22 protein-coding genes are annotated in these 24,341 nt (G+C 52.6%); 12 read left to right on the forward strand and 10 right to left on the reverse strand.

Annotated elements, in window-relative coordinates; translation table 11 throughout:
• Positions 1-394 precede the first annotated feature (394 nt).
• From E3U44_RS15290 to E3U44_RS15320, 7 genes are all read left to right on the forward strand, one after another.
• Complete coding sequence (locus tag E3U44_RS15290; protein ID WP_134358978.1) at positions 395-1,321, forward strand: PRC-barrel domain-containing protein; 927 nt, start codon at positions 395-397, stop codon at positions 1,319-1,321.
• A gap of 229 nt (positions 1,322-1,550) precedes the next feature.
• A complete protein-coding gene (locus E3U44_RS15295) occupies positions 1,551-2,537 on the forward strand; it encodes an SDR family oxidoreductase (RefSeq protein ID WP_134358979.1) in 987 nt (328 codons plus the stop codon).
• A gap of 98 nt (positions 2,538-2,635) precedes the next feature.
• On the forward strand, positions 2,636-4,432 hold the full coding sequence (locus E3U44_RS15300; protein WP_134358980.1) for a thiamine pyrophosphate-requiring protein: 1,797 nt from the start codon (positions 2,636-2,638) through the stop codon (positions 4,430-4,432).
• 12 nt (positions 4,433-4,444) lie between these two features.
• Positions 4,445-5,548 (forward strand): enolase C-terminal domain-like protein, encoded by a 1,104-nt coding sequence (locus tag E3U44_RS15305; protein ID WP_134358981.1) that lies wholly within the window; start codon positions 4,445-4,447, stop codon positions 5,546-5,548.
• 28 nt (positions 5,549-5,576) lie between these two features.
• Positions 5,577-8,522: an FAD-binding and (Fe-S)-binding domain-containing protein gene (locus E3U44_RS15310; protein WP_134358982.1), complete on the forward strand. Its 2,946-nt coding sequence runs from the start codon at positions 5,577-5,579 to the stop codon at positions 8,520-8,522.
• A gap of 52 nt (positions 8,523-8,574) precedes the next feature.
• Positions 8,575-8,952, forward strand: a complete 378-nt coding sequence (locus E3U44_RS15315; protein WP_134358983.1) for a sensory rhodopsin transducer — start codon at positions 8,575-8,577, stop codon at positions 8,950-8,952.
• A 29-nt stretch (positions 8,953-8,981) separates the two neighbouring features.
• Positions 8,982-9,389 carry a YidH family protein gene (locus tag E3U44_RS15320; protein WP_134358984.1) on the forward strand — a complete coding sequence of 136 codons (408 nt, stop codon included), beginning with the start codon at positions 8,982-8,984 and terminating at the stop codon, positions 9,387-9,389.
• 183 nt (positions 9,390-9,572) lie between these two features.
• On the opposite strand, the gene E3U44_RS15325 is transcribed toward E3U44_RS15320, so the two are convergent.
• On the reverse strand, positions 9,573-9,803 hold the full coding sequence (locus E3U44_RS15325) for a ChaB family protein (protein ID WP_134358985.1): 231 nt from the start codon (positions 9,801-9,803) through the stop codon (positions 9,573-9,575).
• 416 nt (positions 9,804-10,219) lie between these two features.
• Between E3U44_RS15325 and E3U44_RS15330 the strand changes: the two genes are divergently transcribed.
• The 4 genes from E3U44_RS15330 to E3U44_RS20140 all read left to right on the forward strand — a co-directional run bounded on the left by E3U44_RS15330 (position 10,220) and on the right by E3U44_RS20140 (position 14,248).
• Positions 10,220-11,095: an SDR family oxidoreductase gene (locus E3U44_RS15330; RefSeq protein ID WP_134358986.1), complete on the forward strand. Its 876-nt coding sequence runs from the start codon at positions 10,220-10,222 to the stop codon at positions 11,093-11,095.
• Positions 11,096-11,408: 313 nt separating this feature from the next.
• Positions 11,409-11,831, forward strand: a complete 423-nt coding sequence (locus E3U44_RS15335) for a PRC-barrel domain-containing protein (protein WP_134358987.1) — start codon at positions 11,409-11,411, stop codon at positions 11,829-11,831.
• 201 nt (positions 11,832-12,032) lie between these two features.
• Positions 12,033-12,842: an alpha/beta fold hydrolase gene (locus E3U44_RS15340; RefSeq protein WP_134358988.1), complete on the forward strand. Its 810-nt coding sequence runs from the start codon at positions 12,033-12,035 to the stop codon at positions 12,840-12,842.
• Between the two features lie 584 nt (positions 12,843-13,426).
• Positions 13,427-14,248 carry a hypothetical protein gene (locus tag E3U44_RS20140; RefSeq protein ID WP_240761565.1) on the forward strand — a complete coding sequence of 274 codons (822 nt, stop codon included), beginning with the start codon at positions 13,427-13,429 and terminating at the stop codon, positions 14,246-14,248.
• Positions 14,249-14,287: 39 nt separating this feature from the next.
• Here the strand turns inward: E3U44_RS20140 and E3U44_RS15350 are convergent, their stop codons facing one another.
• The 5 genes from E3U44_RS15350 to E3U44_RS15370 are packed head-to-tail and all read right to left on the reverse strand — an operon-like array spanning position 14,288 to position 18,507.
• A complete protein-coding gene (locus E3U44_RS15350; protein WP_134358989.1) occupies positions 14,288-15,004 on the reverse strand; it encodes a class I SAM-dependent methyltransferase in 717 nt (238 codons plus the stop codon).
• Positions 15,004-16,107, reverse strand: coding sequence for a glycosyltransferase family 9 protein (locus E3U44_RS15355; RefSeq protein WP_166805095.1), 1,104 nt, complete (start codon positions 16,105-16,107; stop codon positions 15,004-15,006). The genes E3U44_RS15350 and E3U44_RS15355 overlap by 1 nt, the downstream gene beginning before the upstream one ends.
• A 12-nt stretch (positions 16,108-16,119) precedes the next feature.
• The gene (locus E3U44_RS15360) at positions 16,120-16,956 is read right to left on the reverse strand and encodes a TIGR04290 family methyltransferase (RefSeq protein WP_134358991.1); all 837 of its coding nucleotides are present in this window, start codon (positions 16,954-16,956) and stop codon (positions 16,120-16,122) included.
• A 1-nt stretch (position 16,957) separates the two neighbouring features.
• A complete protein-coding gene (locus E3U44_RS15365; RefSeq protein ID WP_134358992.1) occupies positions 16,958-17,578 on the reverse strand; it encodes a histidine phosphatase family protein in 621 nt (206 codons plus the stop codon).
• Complete coding sequence (locus E3U44_RS15370; RefSeq protein WP_134358993.1) at positions 17,578-18,507, reverse strand: glycoside hydrolase 5 family protein; 930 nt, start codon at positions 18,505-18,507, stop codon at positions 17,578-17,580. The genes E3U44_RS15365 and E3U44_RS15370 overlap by 1 nt, the downstream gene beginning before the upstream one ends.
• A 382-nt stretch (positions 18,508-18,889) precedes the next feature.
• Between E3U44_RS15370 and E3U44_RS15375 the strand changes: the two genes are divergently transcribed.
• Entirely contained in the window at positions 18,890-19,882 is a 993-nt protein-coding gene (locus E3U44_RS15375) for a UDP-glucuronic acid decarboxylase family protein (RefSeq protein WP_134358994.1), read from the forward strand.
• Between the two features lie 6 nt (positions 19,883-19,888).
• Here the strand turns inward: E3U44_RS15375 and E3U44_RS15380 are convergent, their stop codons facing one another.
• The 4 genes from E3U44_RS15380 to E3U44_RS15395 are packed head-to-tail and all read right to left on the reverse strand — an operon-like array spanning position 19,889 to position 24,320.
• Positions 19,889-20,980, reverse strand: a complete 1,092-nt coding sequence (locus E3U44_RS15380) for a CgeB family protein (protein WP_134358995.1) — start codon at positions 20,978-20,980, stop codon at positions 19,889-19,891.
• Complete coding sequence (locus E3U44_RS15385; RefSeq protein ID WP_134358996.1) at positions 20,977-22,086, reverse strand: CgeB family protein; 1,110 nt, start codon at positions 22,084-22,086, stop codon at positions 20,977-20,979. Before E3U44_RS15385 ends, E3U44_RS15380 begins: the two co-directional genes overlap by 4 nt.
• A 3-nt stretch (positions 22,087-22,089) precedes the next feature.
• The gene (locus E3U44_RS15390) at positions 22,090-23,217 is read right to left on the reverse strand and encodes a CgeB family protein (protein WP_134358997.1); all 1,128 of its coding nucleotides are present in this window, start codon (positions 23,215-23,217) and stop codon (positions 22,090-22,092) included.
• 8 nt (positions 23,218-23,225) lie between these two features.
• Positions 23,226-24,320, reverse strand: coding sequence for a glycosyltransferase family 4 protein (locus tag E3U44_RS15395; protein ID WP_134358998.1), 1,095 nt, complete (start codon positions 24,318-24,320; stop codon positions 23,226-23,228).
• Positions 24,321-24,341 lie beyond the last annotated feature (21 nt).

Here is a 24,341-nt window from a genome sequence, read left to right on the forward strand (position 1 = left end):
GAATATAACCCAGAAGAATTTTAAAATGATGGAAATTAGCCGTAAGAATTCTCTTTACTCACGAATCACTCTATAAGCTCAAATCAAGATTAAGGGAGTATTTATCCAATCCACTCGAGCAATGCCAGCGGCATCCCAGGCCAAATCCCTAAGATAAACGTACCCAAAAGACAACCGGCATGCATGGCAATATGCCCTGCCTGCAAAGGAAGGGCATAAACATGAATCGGGGAAAAAATCTTCAGTAATTTATTTCTAGATTTCTAAAAGAGCACGCCTACTCCGGTGGGTACTAAGGGTTTCCCTGTATAGAAAAAACTTCCCTTGGAGAAATACACTCAACATATACCTTCTCTATTTATTAGCAGCAGAGAAATTAAAGAGGATAGCAGCCATGAACAAGTTAGCTTTTCCTGTTCAGTTATCTGGTAAAAACAAAGTTTTTGTCTCTATGACTACCCTGTCAATGACGCTGGCAGGCACCCCTTTGTTTGCGGATCAGGATATGCAACAACAGCGCATGGAAGAGCAACAAAGTGGAACCCAGAGACAAACCTATGCACAAGGGCCACGCGGTGCCTATCAGGCCACTCAGGTAGTGGGTAAAACCGTTAAGAACCGCCACAACGAGGAGTTAGGTGAAATCAGCGAGTTAGTCATCGATAAATCGGGCCAAGTGAGGTATGCGGTCTTATCCCACGGTGGAATGGGCGAAGGGGAAGCAGAGAAGAGTGCTGTTCCCTGGGAACTCTTTCAAACCTCTCCTGAAGGCGATCACTATCTCTTAACTAAAGAGGATTTAGAGAAAATTAGCGAATTAGCCATCGATAAATCAGGCCAAGTGCAGCATGTGGTCTTATCTCAGAAAGGAATGCTCGATGCGAATGCGCAAAAGACTGCTGTTTCCTGGGAACTGCTTCAGATCTCTCCTAAAGGCGATCACTATGTTTTAACGCTAGATGCTACTAAAGAAGAGCTGGCTAATGCGCCTTCCTTTAATCAAGATAACTGGCCCGCCGAGGCACAAGTGACGGATTTCAGTGCCTTTGAAACCCAGGAAGGATCTGAGAGGCAGAGGCAAGAATTTCGCCAAGAGGGCCAATCCCCTGGTGCAACATCCACAGGGCAACAATTGATGGGAGAACAATCACCCCAGACCGTAACTGTTCAGCAAGGTGATACCCTTGCCAGCATTGCCCAGCGTGTTTACGGCAATGCTGACAAATGGCGCCTCATCTATGAGGCCAATCGGGACAAAATCGAGGATCCTGAACGCTTGTTAGTAGGCACAGAATTGACTATTCCACCCCCGAATGAATAAGCCCTTACTGTGAAAATCGGTATGGACGGATCATATTCATCCGTCCATACTTTTTTAAAATGAGAATTTGCAAGGAAAGAAGGTCCATGAGCTTATTCAATTAGAAACTATAGCCTTCTTTAATAAAATTTAGCTCCCCACCAAGAGACCAAGACTTTAATTTTCTCTTAGGTAAAGGAAACGTTATAAATTAAAAAAGAAGCAACCTAAAGAAGATATCACGGTAAAAATGACCTTTTCATCCAAAGTCGTTGTAATCACTGGGGCTTCCGCAGGCGTAGGGCGGGCAACAACACTGGCATTCGCCAAAGTCGGGGCATCTATTGGGTTGCTTGCACGGGGACGCAAAGGATTAGAAGACACCTCTCAGGAGGTAGAGGCCTTAGGGGGAAAAGCGTTAATCCTCGAAACCGATGTTGCTGATCCTGGGCAAGTGGAAGCAGCAGCAGCAGCAGTTGAAGAGGCGTTCGGACCCATTGATATTTGGGTTAATAATGCCATGACCGCGGTGTTCTCTCCCGTCAAAGACATGACACCCGAGGAGTTTCGACGGGTCACCGAAGTCACTTACTTAGGCTATGTCAATGGGACCCTGGCCGCGCTCAAACGTATGTTACCCCGCAATCGAGGAGTCATTATTCAAGTGGGTTCGGCATTAGCCTATCGGGCCGTTCCTTTGCAGGCTTCTTATTGTGCTGCCAAGTATGCCATCCGGGGCTTTACCGACTCATTACGGTGTGAATTGCTTCATGAAAAATCCCAGGTCCGAGTCACCATGGTGCAAATGCCCGCGTTCAATACACCCCAATTTGATTGGGTTAAATCCCATTTATCACGTAAAGCGCAGCCTATGCCGCCCGTCTATCAGCCAGAAGTTGCGGCCCAGGCCATTTTATGGGCAGCCAAGCATCACCGGCGTGAACTCAAAGTGGGACTGCCCACTTTTTTAATTATTGCTATTAATAAAATTGCACCCACCCTGCTTGATCATTATCTGGCACGTACTGGATATCAATCACAACAGAGAGAAGAGCCTGAAGATCCTAACCGCCCCTATAATCTATGGGATCCGGTACCTGGCGATTATGGTACTCACGGTAGTTTTGATGCGAAAGCCCATCGCTTCAGCATTCACCTCTGGGCAACTACCCACCGAAGCTGGCTTACACTCGCGGCTGGATTGTTTTTAGCATATTTCCTTTTAAATCTTTTATAAGGATTTTTAAGCGTCCCGCTGAATTTGCAATCATCTATGCTATAGAGAGCCAGACAAAGTTAAGCACGAGCAATCCTCAAAAAGGGAGGTTGAGTGGCATGAGTCAAACCGTCAGCGATTTTCTACTACAGCGATTAAGCGATTGGGGCATTAAGCGAATCTATGGTTATCCTGGCGATGGCATTAACGGGATCGTCGGTGCCTTGGATCGCGCTCAAGACCGAATCGAGTTTATTCAGACTCGTCACGAGGAGATGGCGGCTTTCATGGCCTGCGCCCACGCCAAATTCACCGGTGAAGTGGGGATTTGTTTGGCCACTTCAGGGCCCGGGGCTATTCACCTGTTGAACGGGCTTTATGACGCCAAATTAGACCACCAGCCGGTGGTGGCCATCGTGGGCCAACAGTCCCGTGCCGCCTTAGGAGGAGATTACCAGCAGGAAGTGGATTTGATCTCTTTGTTTAAGGATGTCGCCCATGAATACGTGCATATGTGTTCCTCTCCCGCGCAGGTCCGGCATTTGATTGATCGGGCTGTCCGCATTGCCAAGACCGAGCGCACCGTCACCTGCGTCATCTTTCCCAACGACGTGCAAGAGCTGGATGCAGTCGAAAAACCCCCTCGGGCCCATGGCACCATCCATTCCGGTATCGGTTATACGCTCCCCCAGGTGATTCCCCATCAACAAGATTTACAGCGGGCCGCCGAGGTGCTTAATACAGGCAACAAGGTGGCCATCCTAGTGGGTGCCGGCGCCCTAGGGGCTACAGATGAAGTCATTAAAGTCGCTGATCTACTAGGCGCAGGGGTGGCAAAGGCCTTATTAGGCAAAGCAGCCCTGCCCGATGATCTCCCCTTCGTGACCGGCGCAATCGGTCTTCTAGGCACCAAACCCAGTTGGGAGTTGATGGATGACTGCGACACTTTTTTGATGATTGGTTCTGGCTTCCCCTACTCCGAATTTCTCCCAGAGGAAGGCCAGGCCCGCGGAGTGCAAATCGACATCGACGGGCGCATGTTAAGTCTCCGCTATCCTATGGAGGTAAACTTAGTAGGAGATAGCGCCGAAACTTTACGGGCCCTGATCCCGCTCCTTCATTCCAAGACGAACCGCGCTTGGCGCGAGAAGATCGAAAAAGACGTGGCGGAGTGGTGGCAAGTATTAGAAGGCCGGGCCATGCACGATGCTAACCCTATTAACCCCCAGCGGGTCTTTTGGGAACTCTCACCACGGTTACCCGAAAACTGTATCATCACCAGCGATTCAGGTTCAGCCGCCAATTGGTACGCCCGGGACCTTAAAATCCGTCGAGGTATGATGTGTTCTCTTTCTGGTGGGCTAGCCACTATGGGGCCTGGCGTTCCCTATGCCATCTCCGCAAAATTCGCTTTTCCAGATCGAACGGTGATCGCCACCGTCGGCGACGGGGCCATGCAGATGAACGGCAACAGCGAACTGGTCACCGCGGCGAAATACTGGAAACAGTGGAGCAATCCCCGCCTGATTGTCCTCGTGCTCAATAACCGGGATCTCAACCAGGTGACTTGGGAGCAGCGGGTGATCTCCGGCGATCCTAAATTCGAAGGCACTCAAAACATTCCCGACTTTCCCTATGCCCGCTATGCCGAGTTGTTAGGCTTTAAAGGTATTCGCGTAGACCAGCCGGAAAACATTGGCCCCGCTTGGGAAGAAGCCTTAGCCGCTGATCGACCCGTCATACTAGAAGCCTACACTGATGGGAACGTGCCGCCTCTGCCGCCCCATATCAAGCTGCAACAGGCCAAGGCTTATGCCTCCGCCCTGCTGCATAGAGACCCAGAAGCCATCAACATCATTAAGCAATCCATTAAGGAAATTAAAGCCAACTGGCTTCCTCCTAGCCAGGAAAAATAAGGACGGTGAGTAATGGTGGCCCGGTATATAGAGGCTCCTGTCGAAAAGCTGGAAGTCTCAGTATACACTGTTCCTACCGACTTCCCTGAAGCGGATGGCACTTTAAGCTGGGACTCAACCACGCTCATCTTGGTCAAGATCCATGGCGGCGGCAAGCAAGGCCTTGGTTATTCCTACGGAAATAAGGCCGCAGCAGTTTTGATTGATAGCAAATTTGCCGCAACCATCACCGGCCAGGATGCCATGGCCATTGCCGGTAGGTGGCAAGCCATGGTGAAAGCAATTCGCAATCAAGGCCGCCCAGGCCTTAGCTCCATGGCCATGGCCGCCGTGGATAATGCCCTGTGGGATCTCAAAGCTCGCCTTCTCGATCTGCCCCTAGTCACTCTGCTAGGTGCGGTGCGAGAAGGGGCGCCTATTTATGGTAGCGGAGGATTTACCAGCTATTCTCCCCAGCAGCTTCAGAAACAACTGAGCGGCTGGGCGAACGAAGGGATTCAAGCCGTCAAAATGAAGGTGGGAAGCTGCCCAGAGAAAGATCCGGAGCGGGTACAGCTTGCCCGCGAGGCCATTGGCGAAGAAGTGGCCCTGTTTGTGGACGGCAACGGCGCCTATGACCGTAAGCAGGCGTTAGCCTTGGCGGAGTCCTTTGCCAAATGTGGCGTGACTTGGTTTGAAGAACCGGTCTCATCGGATGATCTGGACGGCCTTCGGTTGCTCCGCGATCGGGGCCCCGCCGGAATGGATATCGCCGCCGGGGAATACGGCTATGACCAATATTATTTCCGCCATCTGCTGGAGGCCGGTGCTGTGGACGTGCTACAAGCGGACGCCACCCGCTGCGCCGGCATCACCGGATTTATGCGGGCCGGGGCCCTTTGTGAGGCCTATGGGATTCCCCTTTCAGCCCATACTGCCCCTTCCCTCCACGCCCATCCTGTCTGTGCACTCCCCCATATCCGGCCCTTGGAGTATTTCCACGACCACGCCCGTATTGAAGCCATGTTCTTTGATGGTTTTCTGAGTCCTGTAAACGGCATCCTCAAACCCGACCTTTCCCGCCCTGGGTTAGGCTTGGAGCTACGAGAGGCGGATGCTGCTCGCTACGCCGTTTAATCATGTTAAAGAGGAAAGAGAGAGTAAGATGGCTCCCCGAACGCATCCCTTCCCGCAGGCAGCCGCGGAAGCCCTAGCCAACGATTTACGCCAGCGAATCCAAGGCGAAGTGCGGTTTGATAATGGCAGCCGCGCTTTATACGCCACCGACGGTTCCAACTATCGCCAGGTCCCCATCGGCGTCGTCCTCCCTCAACATAAGCAAGATATCCTGGAAACGGTGGCTGTCTGTCGCCAACACCAAGCCCCCGTGCTCGCTCGAGGAGGCGGGACGAGCCTGGCCGGACAGTGCTGCAACACGGCGGTGATCATGGATATGTCCAAATATCTGCGGCGGATTCTGGAAATCGATCCTGAGCACCGACGGGCAGTGGTAGAGCCCGGCTGCGTATTGGACGACTTGCGCGATCATGCCGAAAAACATCACCTTACCTTCGGCCCGGATCCGGCCACCCACGACCATAACACTTTAGGGGGCATGATCGGTAACAATTCCTGCGGCATTCACTCGGTAATGGCGGGGCGCACTGCCGATAATATCAATGCGCTGGAAATTCTCACCTATGACGGCCTGCGCCTGTGGGTCGGCCCCACTTCGGAAGAGGAACTGGAGCAGATTATTCGCCAAGGAGGCCGCCGGGGCGAAATTTATGCCGGCTTAAAAGCCATTCGAGATAAGTACGCGGACCTGATCCGGGAACGCTATCCCCAGATCCCACGGCGGGTCTCCGGCTACAATTTGGACGAACTGCTTCCTGAGAAGGGCTTTAATGTGGCCAGAGCCGTAGTGGGCACCGAAGGCACCTGCGTGACCGTGCTTCAGGCCGATCTACGCCTTGTCCCCAGTCCTCCCCATCGGACTTTGGTGGTGCTCGGCTATCCTGACGTTTACACTGCCGGGGAGCATGTCCCCCAGATACTTGAGTACGCTCCCGTAGGACTGGAGGGCATTGATGATGTGCTGCTCAAGTACATGAAGGAAAAGCATATGCGCCCCAAAGGCCGATCGCTGCTGCCGGAGGGGCGCGGCTGGTTACTGGTAGAGTTCGGTGGTGAAACGAGGGCAGAATCAGAGCAGAACGCCCAAAGCCTGCTGCAGGCCCTTAAACAATCTGCTAATCCGCCCCATATAAAACTCTTTGATGACCCTGAAGAAGCGGAGCGCATTTGGGAAATTCGGGAGTCAGGCCTTGGAGCCACAGCCCATTTACCCGGCCAAAGTGATGCCTGGCCGGGCTGGGAGGATGCTGCTGTCCCTCCTAAGAAGGTGGGGACTTATCTTCGGGACTTTCGGCAGCTGCTAGAGCGCTATGATTACGGTTGCTCCCTCTATGGTCATTTTGGAGATGGCTGTATTCATGTCCGAATTGATTTCGATCTTACCTCTGAGGGAGGGATCGAAAAATACCAAGCCTTTACCAATGATGCCGCAGATTTGGTCATAGGCTATGGCGGTTCCCTGTCGGGAGAACATGGAGACGGCCAATCCCGTGCCGACCTGCTCGGGAAAATGTATGGCGAGGAATTACTTCAAGCCTTCCGGGAGTTCAAAACACTTTGGGATCCGCTCAACCGTATGAACCCCGGCAAAGTCGTTGATCCTTATCCCCGGGATTCCAATCTGCGCCTAGGCACCGATTTTCGCGCGCCCCAGCTAGAGACCGTTTTTGCTTATCCCAAGGATAACGGCAGCTTTACCGGCGCCTCTTTACGCTGTGTGGGCGTAGGCAAATGCCGCCATATTAATAAGGGCGTAATGTGTCCAAGCTATATGGCCACAAAAGAAGAAATGCATTCCACGCGCGGCCGGGCCCGCCTGCTCTATGAAATGATCTACGGCATGACCCATGAGAATGCGCCGCTTAAAGAAGGCTGGAAGAGTGAAGCGGTCTACGAGGCCCTGGATCTGTGCTTAGCTTGCAAGGGGTGCCTCAGTGACTGCCCGGTAGATGTGGATATGGCAACCTACAAAGCCGAGTTTAATTACCATTATTTTAAGGGTCGATTGCGGCCGCGGGTGGCTTATTCCATGGGCGGGATTTATTGGTGGAGTCGGTTAGCCTCGCGGGCGCCCCGGGCGGTTAATTTCTTCACCCAAACTCCCGTTTTCTCAAACCTGGCTAAATTTACTGCCGGTATTGCCCAAGAAAGACGGTTACCCCGCTTTGCCCCCCAAACCTTCAAGCAGTGGTATCAACAGCGCAACCCCCGCCCTCCCAAGGGTCATAAGGTCTTACTGTGGCCGGATACGTTTAACAACCACCTGCACCCGGAGATCCTGGTGGCCGCCGTGGAAGTGCTGGAAGCCGCCGGATTCCAAGTTATCGTACCCACCTCTTCCCTGTGTTGTGCCCGCCCTCTCTACGCTTGGGGCATGTTGAATAGGGCCAAGAAGCTGCTCACTCAAATAATGGAAACGCTGACCCCAGAAGTGCTCCAAGGGACTCCTGTCGTTGGCCTGGAACCGTCCTGTGTCGCCGCTTTTAGAGATGAACTCATCAAGCTATTTCCCAAAGATGACCGGGCCCAGCGCCTCAGCCAGCAGACCTTTATGTTGGGCGAGTTTCTGGCCCAGCAAGAAAACTATGAACCTCCACTGCTCCACCGTAAGGCGGTGGTCCATGCCCATTGCAACCATCATGCAGTTATCGGTTTGGAAGGGGAAAAGCAGATTTTTGAGCAGATGGGGCTTAATTACAATTTGCTAGATTCTGGCTGCTGCGGCATGGCCGGCCCGTTCGGATTTGAGGCTGACCATTACCCGGTGTCTCTTAAAATCGGGGAGCGGATTCTCCTGCCCACCGTGCGCGCAGCCGAAAAGGATACTTTGATCCTCACCGATGGCTATGCCTGTCGTGAACAAATCGCCCAAACCACCGACCGCTATGCCCTGCATTTATCCCAGATCTTACTTATGGCCCTGCGCGAGGGCTATAATGGAACAGGAGGCGATTATCCTGAACGGCAATGGTAACTGGAAATACCCCTACCCAACGCTTTAACCCCGTTACTGTAGGAGATAGATTATGAGTACCCCCATCGGAAAAACCCTTTGGGCCATCGCCGAAGGTTATATTCCGCCCACCAGTACAGGACCGGCGCCCCAAATGACCAGCCACGAAACAGCCTGCATCCTGAATACCACCAATCAGGAAGCCCAAATCGCCATCACCATCTACTTCAGCGATCGAGAACCTGCCGGCCCTTACCAACTGACCGTCCCTGCCCAGCGCACCCGCCATGTTCGTTTTAATGAGCTCAAGGATCCCGAACCGATCCCCAAGGATACGGATTTCGCCAGTGTGATTAAATCGAGCGTACCCATTGTCGTGCAACACACCCGATTGGATTCACGCCAGGCAGAATTGGCATTGTTATCGACACTTGCTTATGCAAGTGAATAAAAAAATTAGATTTATTATTTAGAATTGGTATGGCAGAAAAAGGCAAACAACAGCTAGCACAAGATCGTACCGACTTAGCCTTTCACCGCAACTTGCTAGCCGAGCAACGAACCTTTAGCGCCTGGGTACGCACGGGGCTCACAGCGATAGCCCTTGGATTCGCAGCTGTTAAACTTCTTGATAGAGCCGAGCCGAAGTGGGCAGTTTATGTCGCCGGCAGCATTCTTATCGCCGCTGGTATTGGCATTCATTTACTTAGTTTCTGGAACTATTACGGCACTTTCCGTAGGTTAAAGCAGGAGGGGCTCCCTGGATTGCCAATCTGGTCCGTCGTTCTCATTACCCTCTCTCTTCTTCTCAGTGGAACATTAATATTAGCTTTGATCTTAGCGGAGGCAAATATGCTGTCACTGGAGGGATTTGGATTGAAATCTTAACTGCTATAGATCTCTCCATGGCAGGTTTTCTTTCATCTTCAAAGCCATTAGCTTCTTCCATTTGGCGAGCCCCCTGAGGGGGGCCTTCCTTGGCCATTTCTCCTCAATATCAGGGTATCTCCCCTTGCTCCAGCATGCCATTAGGATAAACCCCCAGAGGGAAGCTCCCCTTCGCCATAAGCGTCATGCGCTTTTGCGTACCCAGCGCTCGTCTTTATGCTCGTATTTATTCTTTACGGCAGACCAGGCAACTTTATGGGCGACTTCTTCCCGCGATGCGTCGCCACGGCGCTTGTCTGGGTCAGCATATTGCTCCCAAGCATGGTTATAAGCTTCTTTGTAAATTTCCTGAGCATGCTTAGGTAAGTGGTCTTTAACCGAATCGGGCAGTTCAGCTAGCTTATTGTAGGGCATTATGTCACCTCATCTAAAAATCAGCATATTGCACACTATAAGATGGCTATTTATTCCATCTCGCATCAGCATTTTTATGCAAATATTAGGCTAATTAATGTAAATAAAGGGAAGTCCCCGCACCGATTCGCCGGGAGCGAATCGGGACATCCGGAGGAGGCCCCTTAGGGGGCGCACCAGGGAGGATGCGCATCAAACCCTTTTTTCAGGGAGGAAAAAGGGGTTTGCGGAACACCACCGGCTCCCTCCTAAAACACCTCATATTTTATTCATAGGTACTTAGCCAAGGAATCCTTTTTGTTTGGCATAGTGATTGCCTAACAATTCGGAAAAGCAATATCTCTATCCCATCCCCGGAGGCCTATCTCCGATACGGATGAGAAATATCAGCAATGCCAAACACGGGAGTAATTAAGATGACTGACAAACCACGGGAGCCAAAACCTCCTTTTCCAGAACAGCACCAAGAAAAGCCCGGGCAGGAATCAGAGCTACAACCCCGACCCCGCTATTCAGCGCCCCTTTACAAAGGGGCAGAGAAATTGCGGGGCCAGGTGGCGTTAATCACTGGGGGCGACTCGGGAATCGGACGGGCAGTCGCGGTCCTGTTTGCCCGCGAAGGCGCCAATGTCGCGATTACTCATCTTCCGGAAGAGGATACCGATGCCGAAGAGACCCGGCGCGCTGTTGAATCTGAAGGCCAAAAAGCTTTATTAATCTGCGGTGATGTCAGGGAGGTTGCATTCTGCCGAAGCGCCGTCGAGCGCACCATTCAAGCCTTCGATCAGCTGAATATTTTAGTCAACAATGCCGCCTATCAGCAGCACCGGCAGGAGCTAGACGAGCTCACAGAAGAACAGTGGGATCGGACTTTCAAAACCAACATCTACGGTTATTTCCATATGGTAAAGGCAGCAATGCCTCATTTAAAACCCGGAAGTGTGATTCTCAACACCGGCTCCATCACCGGGCTTGAGGGCAGCAGCGCACTGCTGGATTACTCCGCCACTAAAGGCGCCATCCACGCCTTCACGAAATCCCTCGCCCAAAAGCTCGTGGAAGCTGGAATTCGGGTCAATTGCGTGGCTCCGGGCCCTGTGTGGACGCCGCTCAATCCAGCCGATCGGCCTCCCGAGGAAGTCGCCCAGTTTGGCGCACAAACTCCCTTCCAACGACCCGCTCAACCCGAAGAAATTGCTCCAGCCTATGTTTATTTTGCTTCAGCGGCCGATTCCAGTTACGTCACCGGCGAAGTGCTCACCCTGCTAGGGGGTAGCACCAGAGCAGGATAAATGGGCTTACTGCCGCAAAGCGACAGATTAAAACTTCTCCTACCCTGGGGCATTATGCAATGAAAGCTCACTCACCTTTGAAACGATTACATCGGGTAGCAAATTTTACAGAAAATCCTCAGTGGCTGAGGGCCCAGATAGGAAAAAAAAGCCAGAATTTCCACCCTAGACGCTACCTTCATCGGAGATCACGGGCTTGGCAAATAAGGATGAGCTTTCTCGGCGTGTTTTTTGCACAAACAGGTGTGGAGCATATTCTAAATGCGAGATTAGAGATTAATAAGGTAAGTATGATCAATTTCGGAGGAAAGCGATGAGTACATATCCAGAAAGCGGTGCTCGAGTCATAGGTGGTGAAGACAATACCAACGGTCCAGGCCCTTATATCATGGCCGCAAGCACTCTAGAAGGGGATACAGTCGTCAACCTGGAAGGAGAAGAACTCGGTACCATTACCGACATCATGGTAGATGTGCCCAAAGGCCGCATTGCCTATGCGGTGCTATCCTTTGGGGGGTTTCTGGGCATGGGAGATAAACTATTCGCCGTGCCGTGGAATGCGTTAATTTTGGATGCGGAGGACAAGTGCTTCGTATTAAAAGTTGATAAAGAAACCCTTAAAAATGCACCGGGTTTTGACAAAGGTAATTGGCCAACTATGGCCGATCAGCGCTGGGCGACCCAAGTACACACCCATTATGGAACCCGACCTTATTGGGAAGACTACACTCCCTAGTGAAGGCTCTTGTTGTGTTCAGCAAAGTTTATTCTTTGAAGATAGCCTTCATGATAACTCTACCTTTTCCCACGCGGGCAGTGGGTGTGTCCAGAAAGGATTTTAGAAGCGCTTGGAAGCGCATAATCTAAGATCACAAGCTAACGGACGAACTTGCCAGGGAAGGCAAGTTCAGCCAAAGCAAATAAATGAGTATGGAATTTGCCTATCCGTGAGGCACAAGCAGCCCACCGATTAGAGTGCCGCCGGACCACCGTCAATGGCCTCTCCCTACATTTTCGAGCCTCCACCAACCCAGGGCGGAAAGAACACCTGCCCATTATTTTGATCCATGGACTGGCCTCAAGCCACTATATGATACCCATTGCTGAGCATCTTGCTTCTGATTTTCAAGTGTATGCCTTGGATCTTCCTGGGTTCGGTAAGAGCGATAAACCCCGTCGTGTTCTCAACTTGGCTGAACTAGCCGATGCGCTTGCCGCCTGGATGGCAAGCCTTGGTCTCAAACACGCCAATGGGGTTGGCAACTCGCTCGGCTGCAATGTCTTAGTCGAATTAGCTTTACGCCACAGGGAGCGGGTTAACTGCCTGGTTCTGCAAGGGCTGACCATAGATCCGGCCATTCGTACAACACACCAGCAGGTGGCACGCTGGCTTATCAATGGCCGCCGTGAGCCGTCGATGGGCAGCATTCTATTTAAGGACTATGCAGACGCGGGCTTACGCTGCATGTCCTTAACCTTCCGTCATCTACTTCTGCTGCATCATCCAATTGAAGACAAACTCCCCTTAGTGCACGCACCAACGCTCATTGTTCGCGGTAGCCGTGATCCGATCGCCTCCCAGGAATGGGCAAGGGAAGCGGCACATCGACTCCCTCACGGACGATGGGTTGAAATTCCTGGAGAAGCCCATACACTTAATTTTTTGCGCCGCGGAAATTCGCCCGCGTGCTGCGCCTATTTCTTGGTACAATGCTTGTCCATCAGGCCATTGAGCGCTGATTCCTAAAACAAAAAAACTAAAGCACCATAGGCCACCAACCTCCTCCCTATTTAGCCAATTTTGACTCTGCCTCTGCAATGCTGCGAGCACTGAGCCATTTTCTCAAGGGCCAAGACTTCCCGGCACTCGGCCAATCGCGAGCGCTTGAACCCTTTACTCAAATGGTGAACTGGCTGCCTTCTTCTATGCGTAAGAAAATTTTTGCACTCAGCGGATCTTTCGAGGCGGTCTCACCCAAAAAAATGCATCAGGTCAGCGCCGACGCCATCGCCCCAGTGGATGGCCAGCCAGTATCCGCGGCAGCGATATCCAGCCGTAATGGTAGGTTCTTCTAACGGGGCACTAATTCACCTATGCGCTGCCTTGCAGATACCTTGGTTACCCCAAACCTATCTTATTCCCGTACGCCAGAATGCTGATCCCGATGATCCAAAACAAGCGCTAGCATTAGGACGGGAAGCAGGGCAGCAACTTTTTAGCAGCCAATCCCGATCTTCAACTTCACCATATGCACGATCCCAGCCAAGATCACCTCATGGTGCAATACATTACTTATTTTCGAGTCAAGCGCCGATGTCTAGGAGCTGACTATGAACGCTTTTTATAAGGAGAACCTAGAGCCGGGCGGCACTCTCTTTTTAGTGGATTGTCAATGCACCTGGCCAACCACCCGTGTGGGCGAACGCCACTTTTTTCAACATGGGGCTGTGGGCGGAGTTACTGAAGAAGAGTATCTGCATGGCGGCCCTCGCGTAGAGCGCTTCCTTGAGCAGATGGGTTCCTCTCAGCGGCGGTGGGAACCGCCCGCACCGGATGGCGAAAGCCCTGAAGCAGAATGGGGATTCGAGCCGCTCCTTGGTGAAGATGTGGAACACTTTGCAAAGCACCAAGGATATCGCGTTAAGCGAATGGTGTTTCGCGAACCGGAACACCTAAGCCCCTTGGTTGCCGACCTCTATCGGTGGTGGTATGGCAAACGGGGATTCATGTCAAATCGGCTCCTGGTAGAATCCTTCATTCTCATGGAGCCTTGGTGGAACTTACGCATCGGTGCAGCCCCCTTTTGGATGGTATTTAATATGGAGCCCTCGGCTAAACAGCTGGAATATTATCTACACAGCAGAGCACCTTATGACCATATTCATTTGATGTTATTTGCCCATGGAGTAGAGAGCATTGGGCTTGCGTCTATTGAGCGCTGGCAAACCCTGCTTGAGCAGGCGCGTACGGAAGGCAGCTTTATCGGCGTCGACAAAAAGGCCTATCCAAGCGACTTCTCCGCTTTTGCACGTTATTATAAAGAGTTACGCAAAGTGCCAGGGCGTTATCCGCTTCCTCCCCCGCTTTCCCTCAGCCAGCTCTACGGCTTTCTAAAGCAGGCGGGCGATCGCTATGCCGTCAGTTGGCAATAATCATCCCTGCTTTAGTTAACCACCAGAGGGAGGCTGACTTTAGGTCCGGATAAGGGTAATTCCCACAGAGGTGTAGGGATATCCATGAAAGCGCCGCATTTGGGGCTGTACAGTATTCCAATCCACTTGCAGATCAAGTTCACCCTCGAGGGTAAGTCCTGGGGCCTGAAGCAAATAATGACGCAGGTGCTCTTCGTCAAAAAAATTCCAATCCACACGGAACGGTTCACCCTCTCCCTCATACCAGATCTCAGCATTGGCATCCTTGAAATAGTCAGTAGTAATCATCAGCCGCCCACCGGGCTGGGTCACCCGACGTAGCTCCGCTAGCGCCTGCGGAATCCCCCCATAACCCAAATGCTCGATGACTGAAATGCAGAATACCGCATCGAAACTTTCGTCGGCGAAAGGAAGATTCGTGAGTCCGGCGTTGACATAATCAATGTGTACACCATGAAGATTACCTAGTCTTGCGGGGACAGACAAATCGACTCCCGTTACCTGATGCCCAAGCTCGGCAAGATAGACGGGAAAAATAGAAGCGCCACAACCTGCGTCCAAGATGCTGCTGCCAGGCGACAGCCGGGCGCGCTCCAATGCCCAAGGATATTCCCATCGCTTGCTAGGATGCAAATAAGAAATGGCTTCACGCCCGATAAGTTCATCAAGCCGCTTCAGGATATGGGCGAAGAAAGGCTCATCAAGTTCCCGCAGATCCAAGGGTCGATTGGGTACACTTCTTTTTGCTTCCGTCATTATGCGCCTCCTCTGCTAAACTGACTTGACTGCTGGGGCTCAAAGGAGTGGCAGAGTACTCGTTCGAGTGCTGCCGTGACTTGTTCCACCGATACCGCTGAAATACAGCTTTCTCTTCCTATTAAACAACGGTTTTGAAGGAGGCAGGGTGAAGGGCCAAACCGATCCGTAACCCGGTGCGAGCACTCGGACCCGCTACTTACGGCAACCGTGCCCGCGGGTAGATAAACCCGCTGGGAAGTCGGCCCAAAGACCGCCACAGTAGGTACATCCATGGCTGCCGCTATGTGCATCAAGCCGGTATCGTTGCTGAGAAAAGCTCCACAGCAGGCAATCAGGGCTGCTGTTTGTTGTAGGTGAAACGGCGGCACAAACTCAGCGCGCCCGGGAAGCACAGCCTGCGCCAGCAACTCCCGTGCGACTTTCTCCTCGCCAGGAGCACTAAATACTAAAATCGGTCTTCCCTGTTCGCCTGTGAGCCAACGCACCACCTTACCCAACTGCTCCAGGGGCCAGCGTTTAAGTTCAGTAGAGGCAATGGGGGCAATACCCACCGCCACTCGGTCACCAAGGCCCCGCTGATAACAAAAATGCCGAGCAGATTGGCATACTGCCTCTGAGATGTGGAGGTTAGGCTCCGGATGACTTCCAGTCTCTGCCAAACCCCACGCCTGGACGGCGCTGCGCCAAATCGAACGAACCCCACGTCCTTCCAGGGGTTCCTCGTTAGTCTCGAAGCTACTTTCGGTGTTCAATACCGGAATGGCGGCCGCTGAGATGACTTCCCTGACCCCCACCACAGCATGTGAAGCATCTAGGACCTGATCGAAAGCGCCCGCAATGAGCCATTCCCCTAAACGCTCTCGTGCCGCCGCTGTACCGCGATGGCCCCAGTGTTGGAAGCCAAAGCGTTGAGCCGGAATTACCGCATCAAAATCAGGATCACCTTCCAATAATGCCACTGCAGGAGCAGCGCCCAAAGCCGTGAGATGAGCCTTCGGCAAACGCGATCGCAACCCCCGCAGCGCAGGCAGCTCCATCACTAAATCGCCGATACCATAGCGAAGACAAATAAGTAAGCGGTTTGGACTCTCTACCGCCATTGCTTGCATCCGCTACCAATCATCGGACTCTTCGCCGGAGAAAAAACATTGCTTGGAAGCACGCCGCTCGTGACCTATAGCGGTTTCATACTCGTGTCGGTTCCAACCTTGGGCACAACCGGGCGTGCTTGGATCAGGCTTGCAGATATAAAGTTCATGTCCTGGGTGGGAAACGACCTGCATGCCGCAGGTACGAAGCATGGCTTCGATACAGGCATGGTTAGGAACCCACCAATTAGTAGGATCATCTGCGAAACGGCCCTCGATGAAAGCCATCTTGGGCCAACCCGCATCGCACAGAAGTTCGCGCTCATCGAAACGACGGCCATCTGTACCAGAGAATACTTCCGTTCCCGGCAGGGTCATACTTTGGAAACAGAAGAGCCGGCGGGCCTTTTGAGTCACGATATCTAAACCAAGCAGAGGATAGCGCAAGTGATACATTACCCCAAGAAAGAGAACTAGATCATAAGAGTCTGTGTCACCGGCCAAATCGTAGACTTGTCTTTGGCAAAACTGGATCTGTTCAGCAAGCCCAAACTGCTCCGCCGCCCACCTAGCCTGGCGCAGGTAATGAGCATTGCTATCGATGGCTGTCACATAAGCTCCACGGCGCGCCAATTCAAAACTGTAAAAGCCGGCATTACAACCTACATCCAGCGCGGTCCAGCCAGCTAAATTATCTGGCAGTCCAATAGCCAGTTCCTGCCATTTATAGGCGGGGAAATCGCCGAGAAAGTGTTCGGGTGCCGTCTGAATACCATTCGGTAGATGTAGATTATGGAACCAGGGGGCTAGGGAATCGATCTTCTTTTGGATCGACTCCGGTTCTGCAGCGCGCTTCTCCATTTCACTTCTCTCCATGCCTAAGAAAGGATAAGTTGTCCCTATGATTGAGACAAAGCACCCGCGGCGTAGAGGTGCCGATTTCCACAGCACTGATGGAGGCAGGATCAATTTCAAAGCGGGTAATAAAGTCCAGGGGGATTCCTAAAAGATAAGCAAACAAGGTCTTGAGAGGATCGCTGTGACTGATTAAAACCACCGAGCCCTCTGGGTATTCCCCACGTAACCTTTCCAACCCTTGCGCCATACGCAACTGTACCTCAGCCAAAGATTCGCCTCCGGGTACCCGATATAACCCTCGATAACGGTTATATTCCGTCCAGTAAGGATTAGCAGCCAATTCCTCAATAGAATAGCCCTGCCAATCGCCATAATCGATTTCGTTAATCTCAGGGACGATACGAGTGTTTAGCCCGCACTCATCAGCCAGAGGCTGGGCAGTTTCTTGAGCCCGCTCCAAGGGACTTGTACAAAGAGCCTGCAGGGGAACATTCCGCAAGCGCTCAGCTAATTGCCTCGCTTGCCTCCATCCCTGGGCATTGAGATGCACACCCGGTTCGCGGCCAGTCAGAACGCGGCCCAGAACATTGGTTTCCCCATGACGCACACAAAGAAACAGTGTCATTACTTGCTACTGCTGTGACGGATAGCTCCAGCCGCCAGGTGATCCCGCTCTGGCAAAACGTAGCGAGTTACCACCTGGGTGGCGAACTCCGCAAACTCGCCAAGATCAAGGGGTGGGCTGGTATGGCAAGCGCGCTGGCCGCGACTAGGAGGAGTAAAACACAAAGTGATCGTCACATCGAAATCTTGCAACATTTCCATTTGCTGATCGAACCAAGCAACCGCCCCCGGCCGGTGCCAATCCGCCCAACTGATACCCGTCCGTAGACGACGAATCCCCAAACGCCGCAACCAATCGACAGCGAACGCTAACCGATTATCACCGAAATGGAACCACTGACAGATGCCAAAGGCAGGATCAAAATGCTGCAGCGCCGGCTTAGGTGTTCCATCGGCCCGGATCAATCCCATGTGAAAGTGACGGTAATAGGAGCTGCCTTCGCTTTCCTTATGGCGGGTCGTTGCGCCCCAAGATGGTGGAAGATCCAGTAAGCTGTACCAGTAGACTCGCTCTGACCAATTGCGCAACAGCTCCAAAGTTCGCTGCAGACCAAACACCTGAACTTCATCCGCTCCGAAGGTGGATACGCCGACTTCGGCCACCCACACAGGCAACTGCGCCACCTCTTCAATCTCCCCGATCTTGGCTGGCCATTCATCAATCTTCCAATGGTTCCAGTCCAGGGGAAAACCATGCACTGCCACAGCATCGACGGCCTCCAGGGTGCCATAGCTGCGCAACAGCCGAATAAAATTAGGATCAATGGGGGAAATCCCACCAAGCACGATAGGCAAATCCGGCACTAATCTACGGATAGCCTCAGAAGACTGTTGAACCATGGCTGCAAACTGCCGCCACTTAGGATCTATTTCAAAGTCCCAATGAGAAAGATTATTCGGCTCGTTCCACAGTTTAATTGCTTCAATCATTGCTTTTCATCTTGGGTTATTCAATACCTGAATGTGTTGAGGGTACTCAACAGATATCATGCATATTTCACACCAGTAGGTGATCTCGCTTTCCCTCTACCAGGAAACAAATACTTGAACCCAATAGTCCTCGTAAAATTCCCCTAGCCATTCCACGGCCCACGAAAAAATTGCATAGCCAGTGTAATCTTTACATATGATTCAGAACCTTAGATGAATATAGCGGCAGAGAATAGCCTCTTATCAATTCCTGATAATTATCCAAGTAGCTGAATTGATTGAAGCAATTCAGCTGTACGGGGACACTTCCCTGCACCTGGAATATTTCTTGCGTCACAATAACTTAAGCGTGCGCCCAGACAACCTCACAGGAGAAGAAAGAATGAAGCGAGTGTTAGTAACAGGCGGTGCTGGCTTTCTAGGACGTCACTTGTGTGCTCGCCTGCTCCAAGAAGGCTGCCAGGTGTTTTGTATGGACAACTTCTATACGGGTTCAAAAGATAATATTCGCGAGTTTCTCGACTACTCCTGCTTCAAAATGATTCACCATGATGTGTGCCTTCCTTTTTACCTAGAGGTAGATGAAATCTACAATTTGGCCTGCCCTGCAAGCCCCATCCATTATCAACGGGATCCGGTACAAACCCTCAAAACGAATGCCTATGGTGCTATTAATATGCTGGAGCTTGCCAAACGGCTCCAGGTGAAAATCCTGCAGGCGTCCACAAGCGAAGTCTACGGCAATCCTCAGCAACATCCCCAGGACGAAGAATACTGGGGACATGTTAACCCTATTGGCGCCCGCTCCTGTTATGATGAAGGCAAACGCTGCGCTGAAAGCCTTTTTTTCGCTTATCATCAACAACATCAATTGCCCGTAAAGGTCGCCCGTATCTTCAACACCTACGGACCCTATATGCAATGCGAAGATGGGCGCGTCATATCGAATTTTATCGTCCAAGCGCTACACCACAAGCCCATTACACTCTATGGCAACGGCTCACAGTCACGATCATTCTGCTATGTAACTGACCTAATCGAAGCCCTGTTCCGCCTCATGCACTCGCCTGCGAAGATCACCGGCCCTATCAATCTGGGTAATCCGCAAGAGCTCACCGTGCTTGAGCTAGCCCAGATGGTGCGCCGCCTTACCAATTCCCGCTCAAAGATCGTTTTCCGGCCTCTTCCTGGGGATGACCCCCAACGGCGGCGGCCCGATATTCTCCGTGCTCAGGAATTGCTTAGCTGGCAGCCTCGGATTGAACTCGAAGCGGGTCTTATGCACACTATCACCTATTTCGATAAATTGCTGAGCCATACTCCCCAACCTGCATCCTATAGCGCTCAACTGGCGATGGGATTGGAGTCGCCCTAACTGGTTTCAATGAGTCTCTGCACCCAATCCCGCAAAGCACTCCTCGATATAGCTTTCTAGCTCTTTCACCCGCTGGGCAGCGGTGTGATCCGCAAGGACACGGCGGCGCGCCTGCTCGCCTAAGGCACAGCGGTGCTCCTCAGGCATTGTTTGGAGAAAGCTCACCACTTCCTTGGCACTGCTCGCAAGCAAAATTTCCGTCCCTGGATGGAAGAATTCATCGATTCCTGACCACCCATCACTGATAATGGGAATGCCGCAAGCAGCGGCTTCAAATAAGCGCACACTGGGCGCATAGCCGCTCTGGGCCATATCTGCACGGGTAATATTAAGGGTGAAGCGTTGGCGATTATAAAAGCTTCCATGCTCACTGGGCGGCAAGTGCTCAATGCGTTCCACATTGGAGGGCCACTGAACGGTGGTAGGATAGGAAGGCCCTGCCACTACAAAACGACCCTCAAACCACGCCCGTGCCGGTGCATTCAGCAAGCATTCCAACATCGGTTGCCGATCTGGGGCGTAGGTGCCCAAATATCCCAGATCCCAAGAGGCCTCAACCACTTGCGGGTAATAAGCTTCTGGATCCACCGAGCAGTATAGTGCCCGTGCGCGCTGGGCTTCGAACTCGTGCTCGAGCCGCTGCAGCGTTGGACCACCCGTAAACGATAAATAAAGGTCATAACGCCGGATCAGATCCGGGGAAATGTACTCTGCTCTACCCTGGGCCAATGCAGTCAGCGTCACGGGGGTATCAATATCGTAAAAGGCGACGATTCCCCGAGCATGCGCCAACACCCAATGTCCCACCTTGATTCCATCCGGCACGTAGGAACCAATAATGACTAGATCGGCATCCTCAATGATGCCTTGATAAGTATCAAATAATTCCTCAAGGTTTTCATACAAATGGGTCCGCCCATAGGGGGGGCTCGGTAAATCCCGCGTATCTCGATACCATGGCATATCACGCTCCAGGAATATCACCTGGTGCCCACGCTGGACCAATTCGCGCACTAGAGCTCGATAGGTAGTGGCGTGCCCATTACCCCATGAGGAGGTGATTGACAAACCTAATATCACCAACTTCCGTGGGCTCATAAGACCGCTCCTCGATAGGATGGGAATGAATAACCTACGAGCACCGACTCAAGCTGGGCTGCACGATGGGCGTAAGTATGCTCCTGTAATATCCGCTTCCGGGCCGAGGCACCCATCACGCGCGCCCGTTCGGGAGTCAATTCCGCCAGATGTTCAGCCACTTGCGCCCCATCCGCTGCAATGAGTACTTCTTGATCCGGCTCAAGAAAATCCTCAATACCCTCCCACAAATCGGTAATAAGACAAGCGCCGGCACCGGCAGCTTCAAACACCCGGGTAGCCGGGGAGAATCCGTAGCGGGCCATGCTTTCCCGAGAGATATTAAGTACGGCTGTAGGGGTAGAGTTGAAGGCATTATGATCCCGGGTATAAACGTGACCGCAATAGCGCACGTTGCCAGGCATAGGCTTGTCACCCCAACCGCTTCCGCCCAGAAGGAACTGCTTTCCAGGTAATCGAGCGGCAGCATCCAGAAAGAAATATTCCACCCGCGCTTCGCGATCGGGCAGTCGATTGCCAAGAAAGCCTAGGGCAGCCTCGAACCGAGAATCCGGTGCGGCAGGATAATGAGTTCCAGGATCAAGGGCATTGTAGATAGGGATACACTGACGCGCGCCAACAGCGCGATAGCCCTCCACCACGGGATTGCCGCCACCATAAGTCAGTACCAAATCATACCGCGCCACCTGCCCGTGGAAGGGATCGGAAGGATTAAGGCGCATCCGATCTAGGGTTGCTGGCGCGTCCACATCCCAGTACACACAGAGAGTATTAGGGCCTGCCAATTCCGGCACGACTGCCTCCAGATACTCATCAAATACACCAATGCCGCTTGCCTTGACAATGACATCCGCACTCCGAGCAGACTCAAGCGCACGCTCGAGTTCTGCAGTCCCCTCTGCTCCATAGACCACGACCTCTGCCCAAGGGGGGTCTTCCATATCCCGATGTCGTTGCCGCTCATAGGCATCTGGCTCGAAGAATTGCACCCGATGCCCACGGTCGTGCAATGCACGAATGAGACCGCGGTAGTAGGTTGCCGCGCCATTCCAGTAGGCCGAGACCAGACTCGAACCAAAAAAAGCGATCTGTAATCCCCTTTTCATAGCCTATTTCCTGAGGTGAGGTTGAGATTCATGGGATACATTGAGCTCATGATAAATACTCAATAACTCATCGACCCGATGGGCGCAGGTATGGGCGCCCAGAAGAGTGCGGTAGCCATGGGATGCTAATTCAGCTGCCCTATCGCGGTCATTGATGATTTCCCGTAGGCAGCGCCTCATTTCCTCGCCGTTGCGGGCAATAAGAAAATCTTCACCTGGAGTAAACAGACCTTCGGCATCCTCCCATGGCGTACAGACCAGAGGGATTTTGCAAGCGAGCGCTTCGAAAGGTCGAATGGTAGGAATACCAGGTAAAGCTTCTACATAAGGGCGCCGTGGGATATGCACAGTCACACAGTGGCGGGCAAAGACCTCCGGTACTCGGGAGTTTTCCAACCACCCCCGGTAAGTAATACCGCGCTCTCGGAGCTGTGCCTGCGCCTGTTGGGGATAACGCACTCCATAAACATTCGTGCGCAACTGCTCTTCCATCACCGGGTCGAACAGAAACTCATAGAGCTCACTTGTACGTTCCTCATCTCCCCAATTACCCACCCATACCACTTCCGCTTCCCTGGGCCTATCATCCAGGGGGTGAAATATCCGCGTATCGGCAGCTTCATGCCAAACCCATGCCTGTTGGGCCCACCCTTCAGTAAGATACCGATCCCGGATCACCTCGCCAAAGGCCAATACACCATCATAATGTTGCAGATCGTACGCGGCCATGCTTTGGCTATCAGTAAACGACCGATGGTGCGTATCGTGAAATAAAAGCCGGTATCCCCGATGGCGCGACCGGTGCTCGCCAATTCTCTGGACCAATTCATGGGCGTTCCACTCATGGACGATAACCAAATCGACAGCGTCAAGAGCACGCTCCAGGTCTAAGTCTGCTAACGTATACTCCTGCTCCTGGTTTGCAAGTTCAGGATACCGTTGCTGAAACGCAGTCACAGCGCCTTCTCCGTAGTGCTGAATCAAATTAGTTACACTCCAGCCTCCACGGGGAACATAGACAACCAGCTCGTGGCCCCGCGCCATTATTTCGCTTGCGATACCCCGCAGGAAATGGGCGTTACCATTATTCCAATCCGATACTAATGAATGGTAGAACAGCGCTATTCGCATGCTCGCCCTCATGCTAAGGTAGCAGGTGCCTGGGCCTCGGAAAAATTAAGGCCCTCAAGCAAATCCTGGTAGAGGGCAAAATAAGTGGCCGCCATTCGCTCCAAGGTATACTTTCCCGCGCGCGCCGCAGCAAGATGGGCAATTGCTTCTCGCCGAGCGGGATCATCGATAAGGCGATTGATGGTGTCCTGCAGTGCCTGGGGATCATCTGCTGGAACAAAACAAGCTGCTCCATCCCACAATTCTCGTAAACTATCGATGTCCCCAATCACAGGAGCACACTTTGCCAACGCAGCCTCAAGCACTGACAGACCGAATGGCTCGTAGCGGGCAGGCAGCGCATAAATGCTAGCCTGCCCGTACCAATGGGCGATGAATTCTGGTGCAAGCTGCCCTAAGATCCGGACATGGTCCAGTTCGACATGGCCCCCGTCGGGATGTTTTATTTCGCCCGCCAGATAGACTGGCCACTGCAGGGATGGAGCGATATGGGCCAAGGTCGCCAAGTTCTTTGCCGCGTCCCAGGCCCGGCCCACGGCCAAAACATAAGGCTTTTTCTTCAAGCAAGCATATTCCAAATGCCTACGACCGTTGTAGACAACTGTGGTACGGGAAAGGGGGCCGTAATGAGACTTCAAGGCCGAAAGCATGGCACGGGAAGGTGCCACGACTAAATCTGCCCCCTGGAGCCCTTGTCGAACCCGCCACCGATAAGGGTCATAATCGATAGGTGGCTCCTTGGAAAAAACGGCGCGCCACCAGGAGAGCACGCAAGAATGGCCCACCACTAACCGCGGTGCCCGCCAATCGAGATCGCCATGGGAGTAGTGATTGAGATGGACTAGATCGGGACAATATCGCCGTTCCAACTGCAGCAACCATTGTCCAGCCTGTTCAACATCCTTCCAGGGTGCGTCCATCCATTCGAGGCGAAAATGGCTTTCACACACCACCATATCAGGCACCTGCTCCACTTGGCGGCGTTGCTGGAAGGACAAGGGCGCCCCCATAGTGGCAAGTACCACCTGGACGCCATAGCGACGCAGGGCGGTAGCAAGTTGCAGCGCATAGACCCATACCCCCCCTACTGTATCAGCACTCATGAGAACGCGTAGAGTTCTCGG

The organism is Nitrosococcus wardiae (assembly GCF_004421105.1).
GTDB classification, from domain to species: domain Bacteria; phylum Pseudomonadota; class Gammaproteobacteria; order Nitrosococcales; family Nitrosococcaceae; genus Nitrosococcus; species Nitrosococcus wardiae.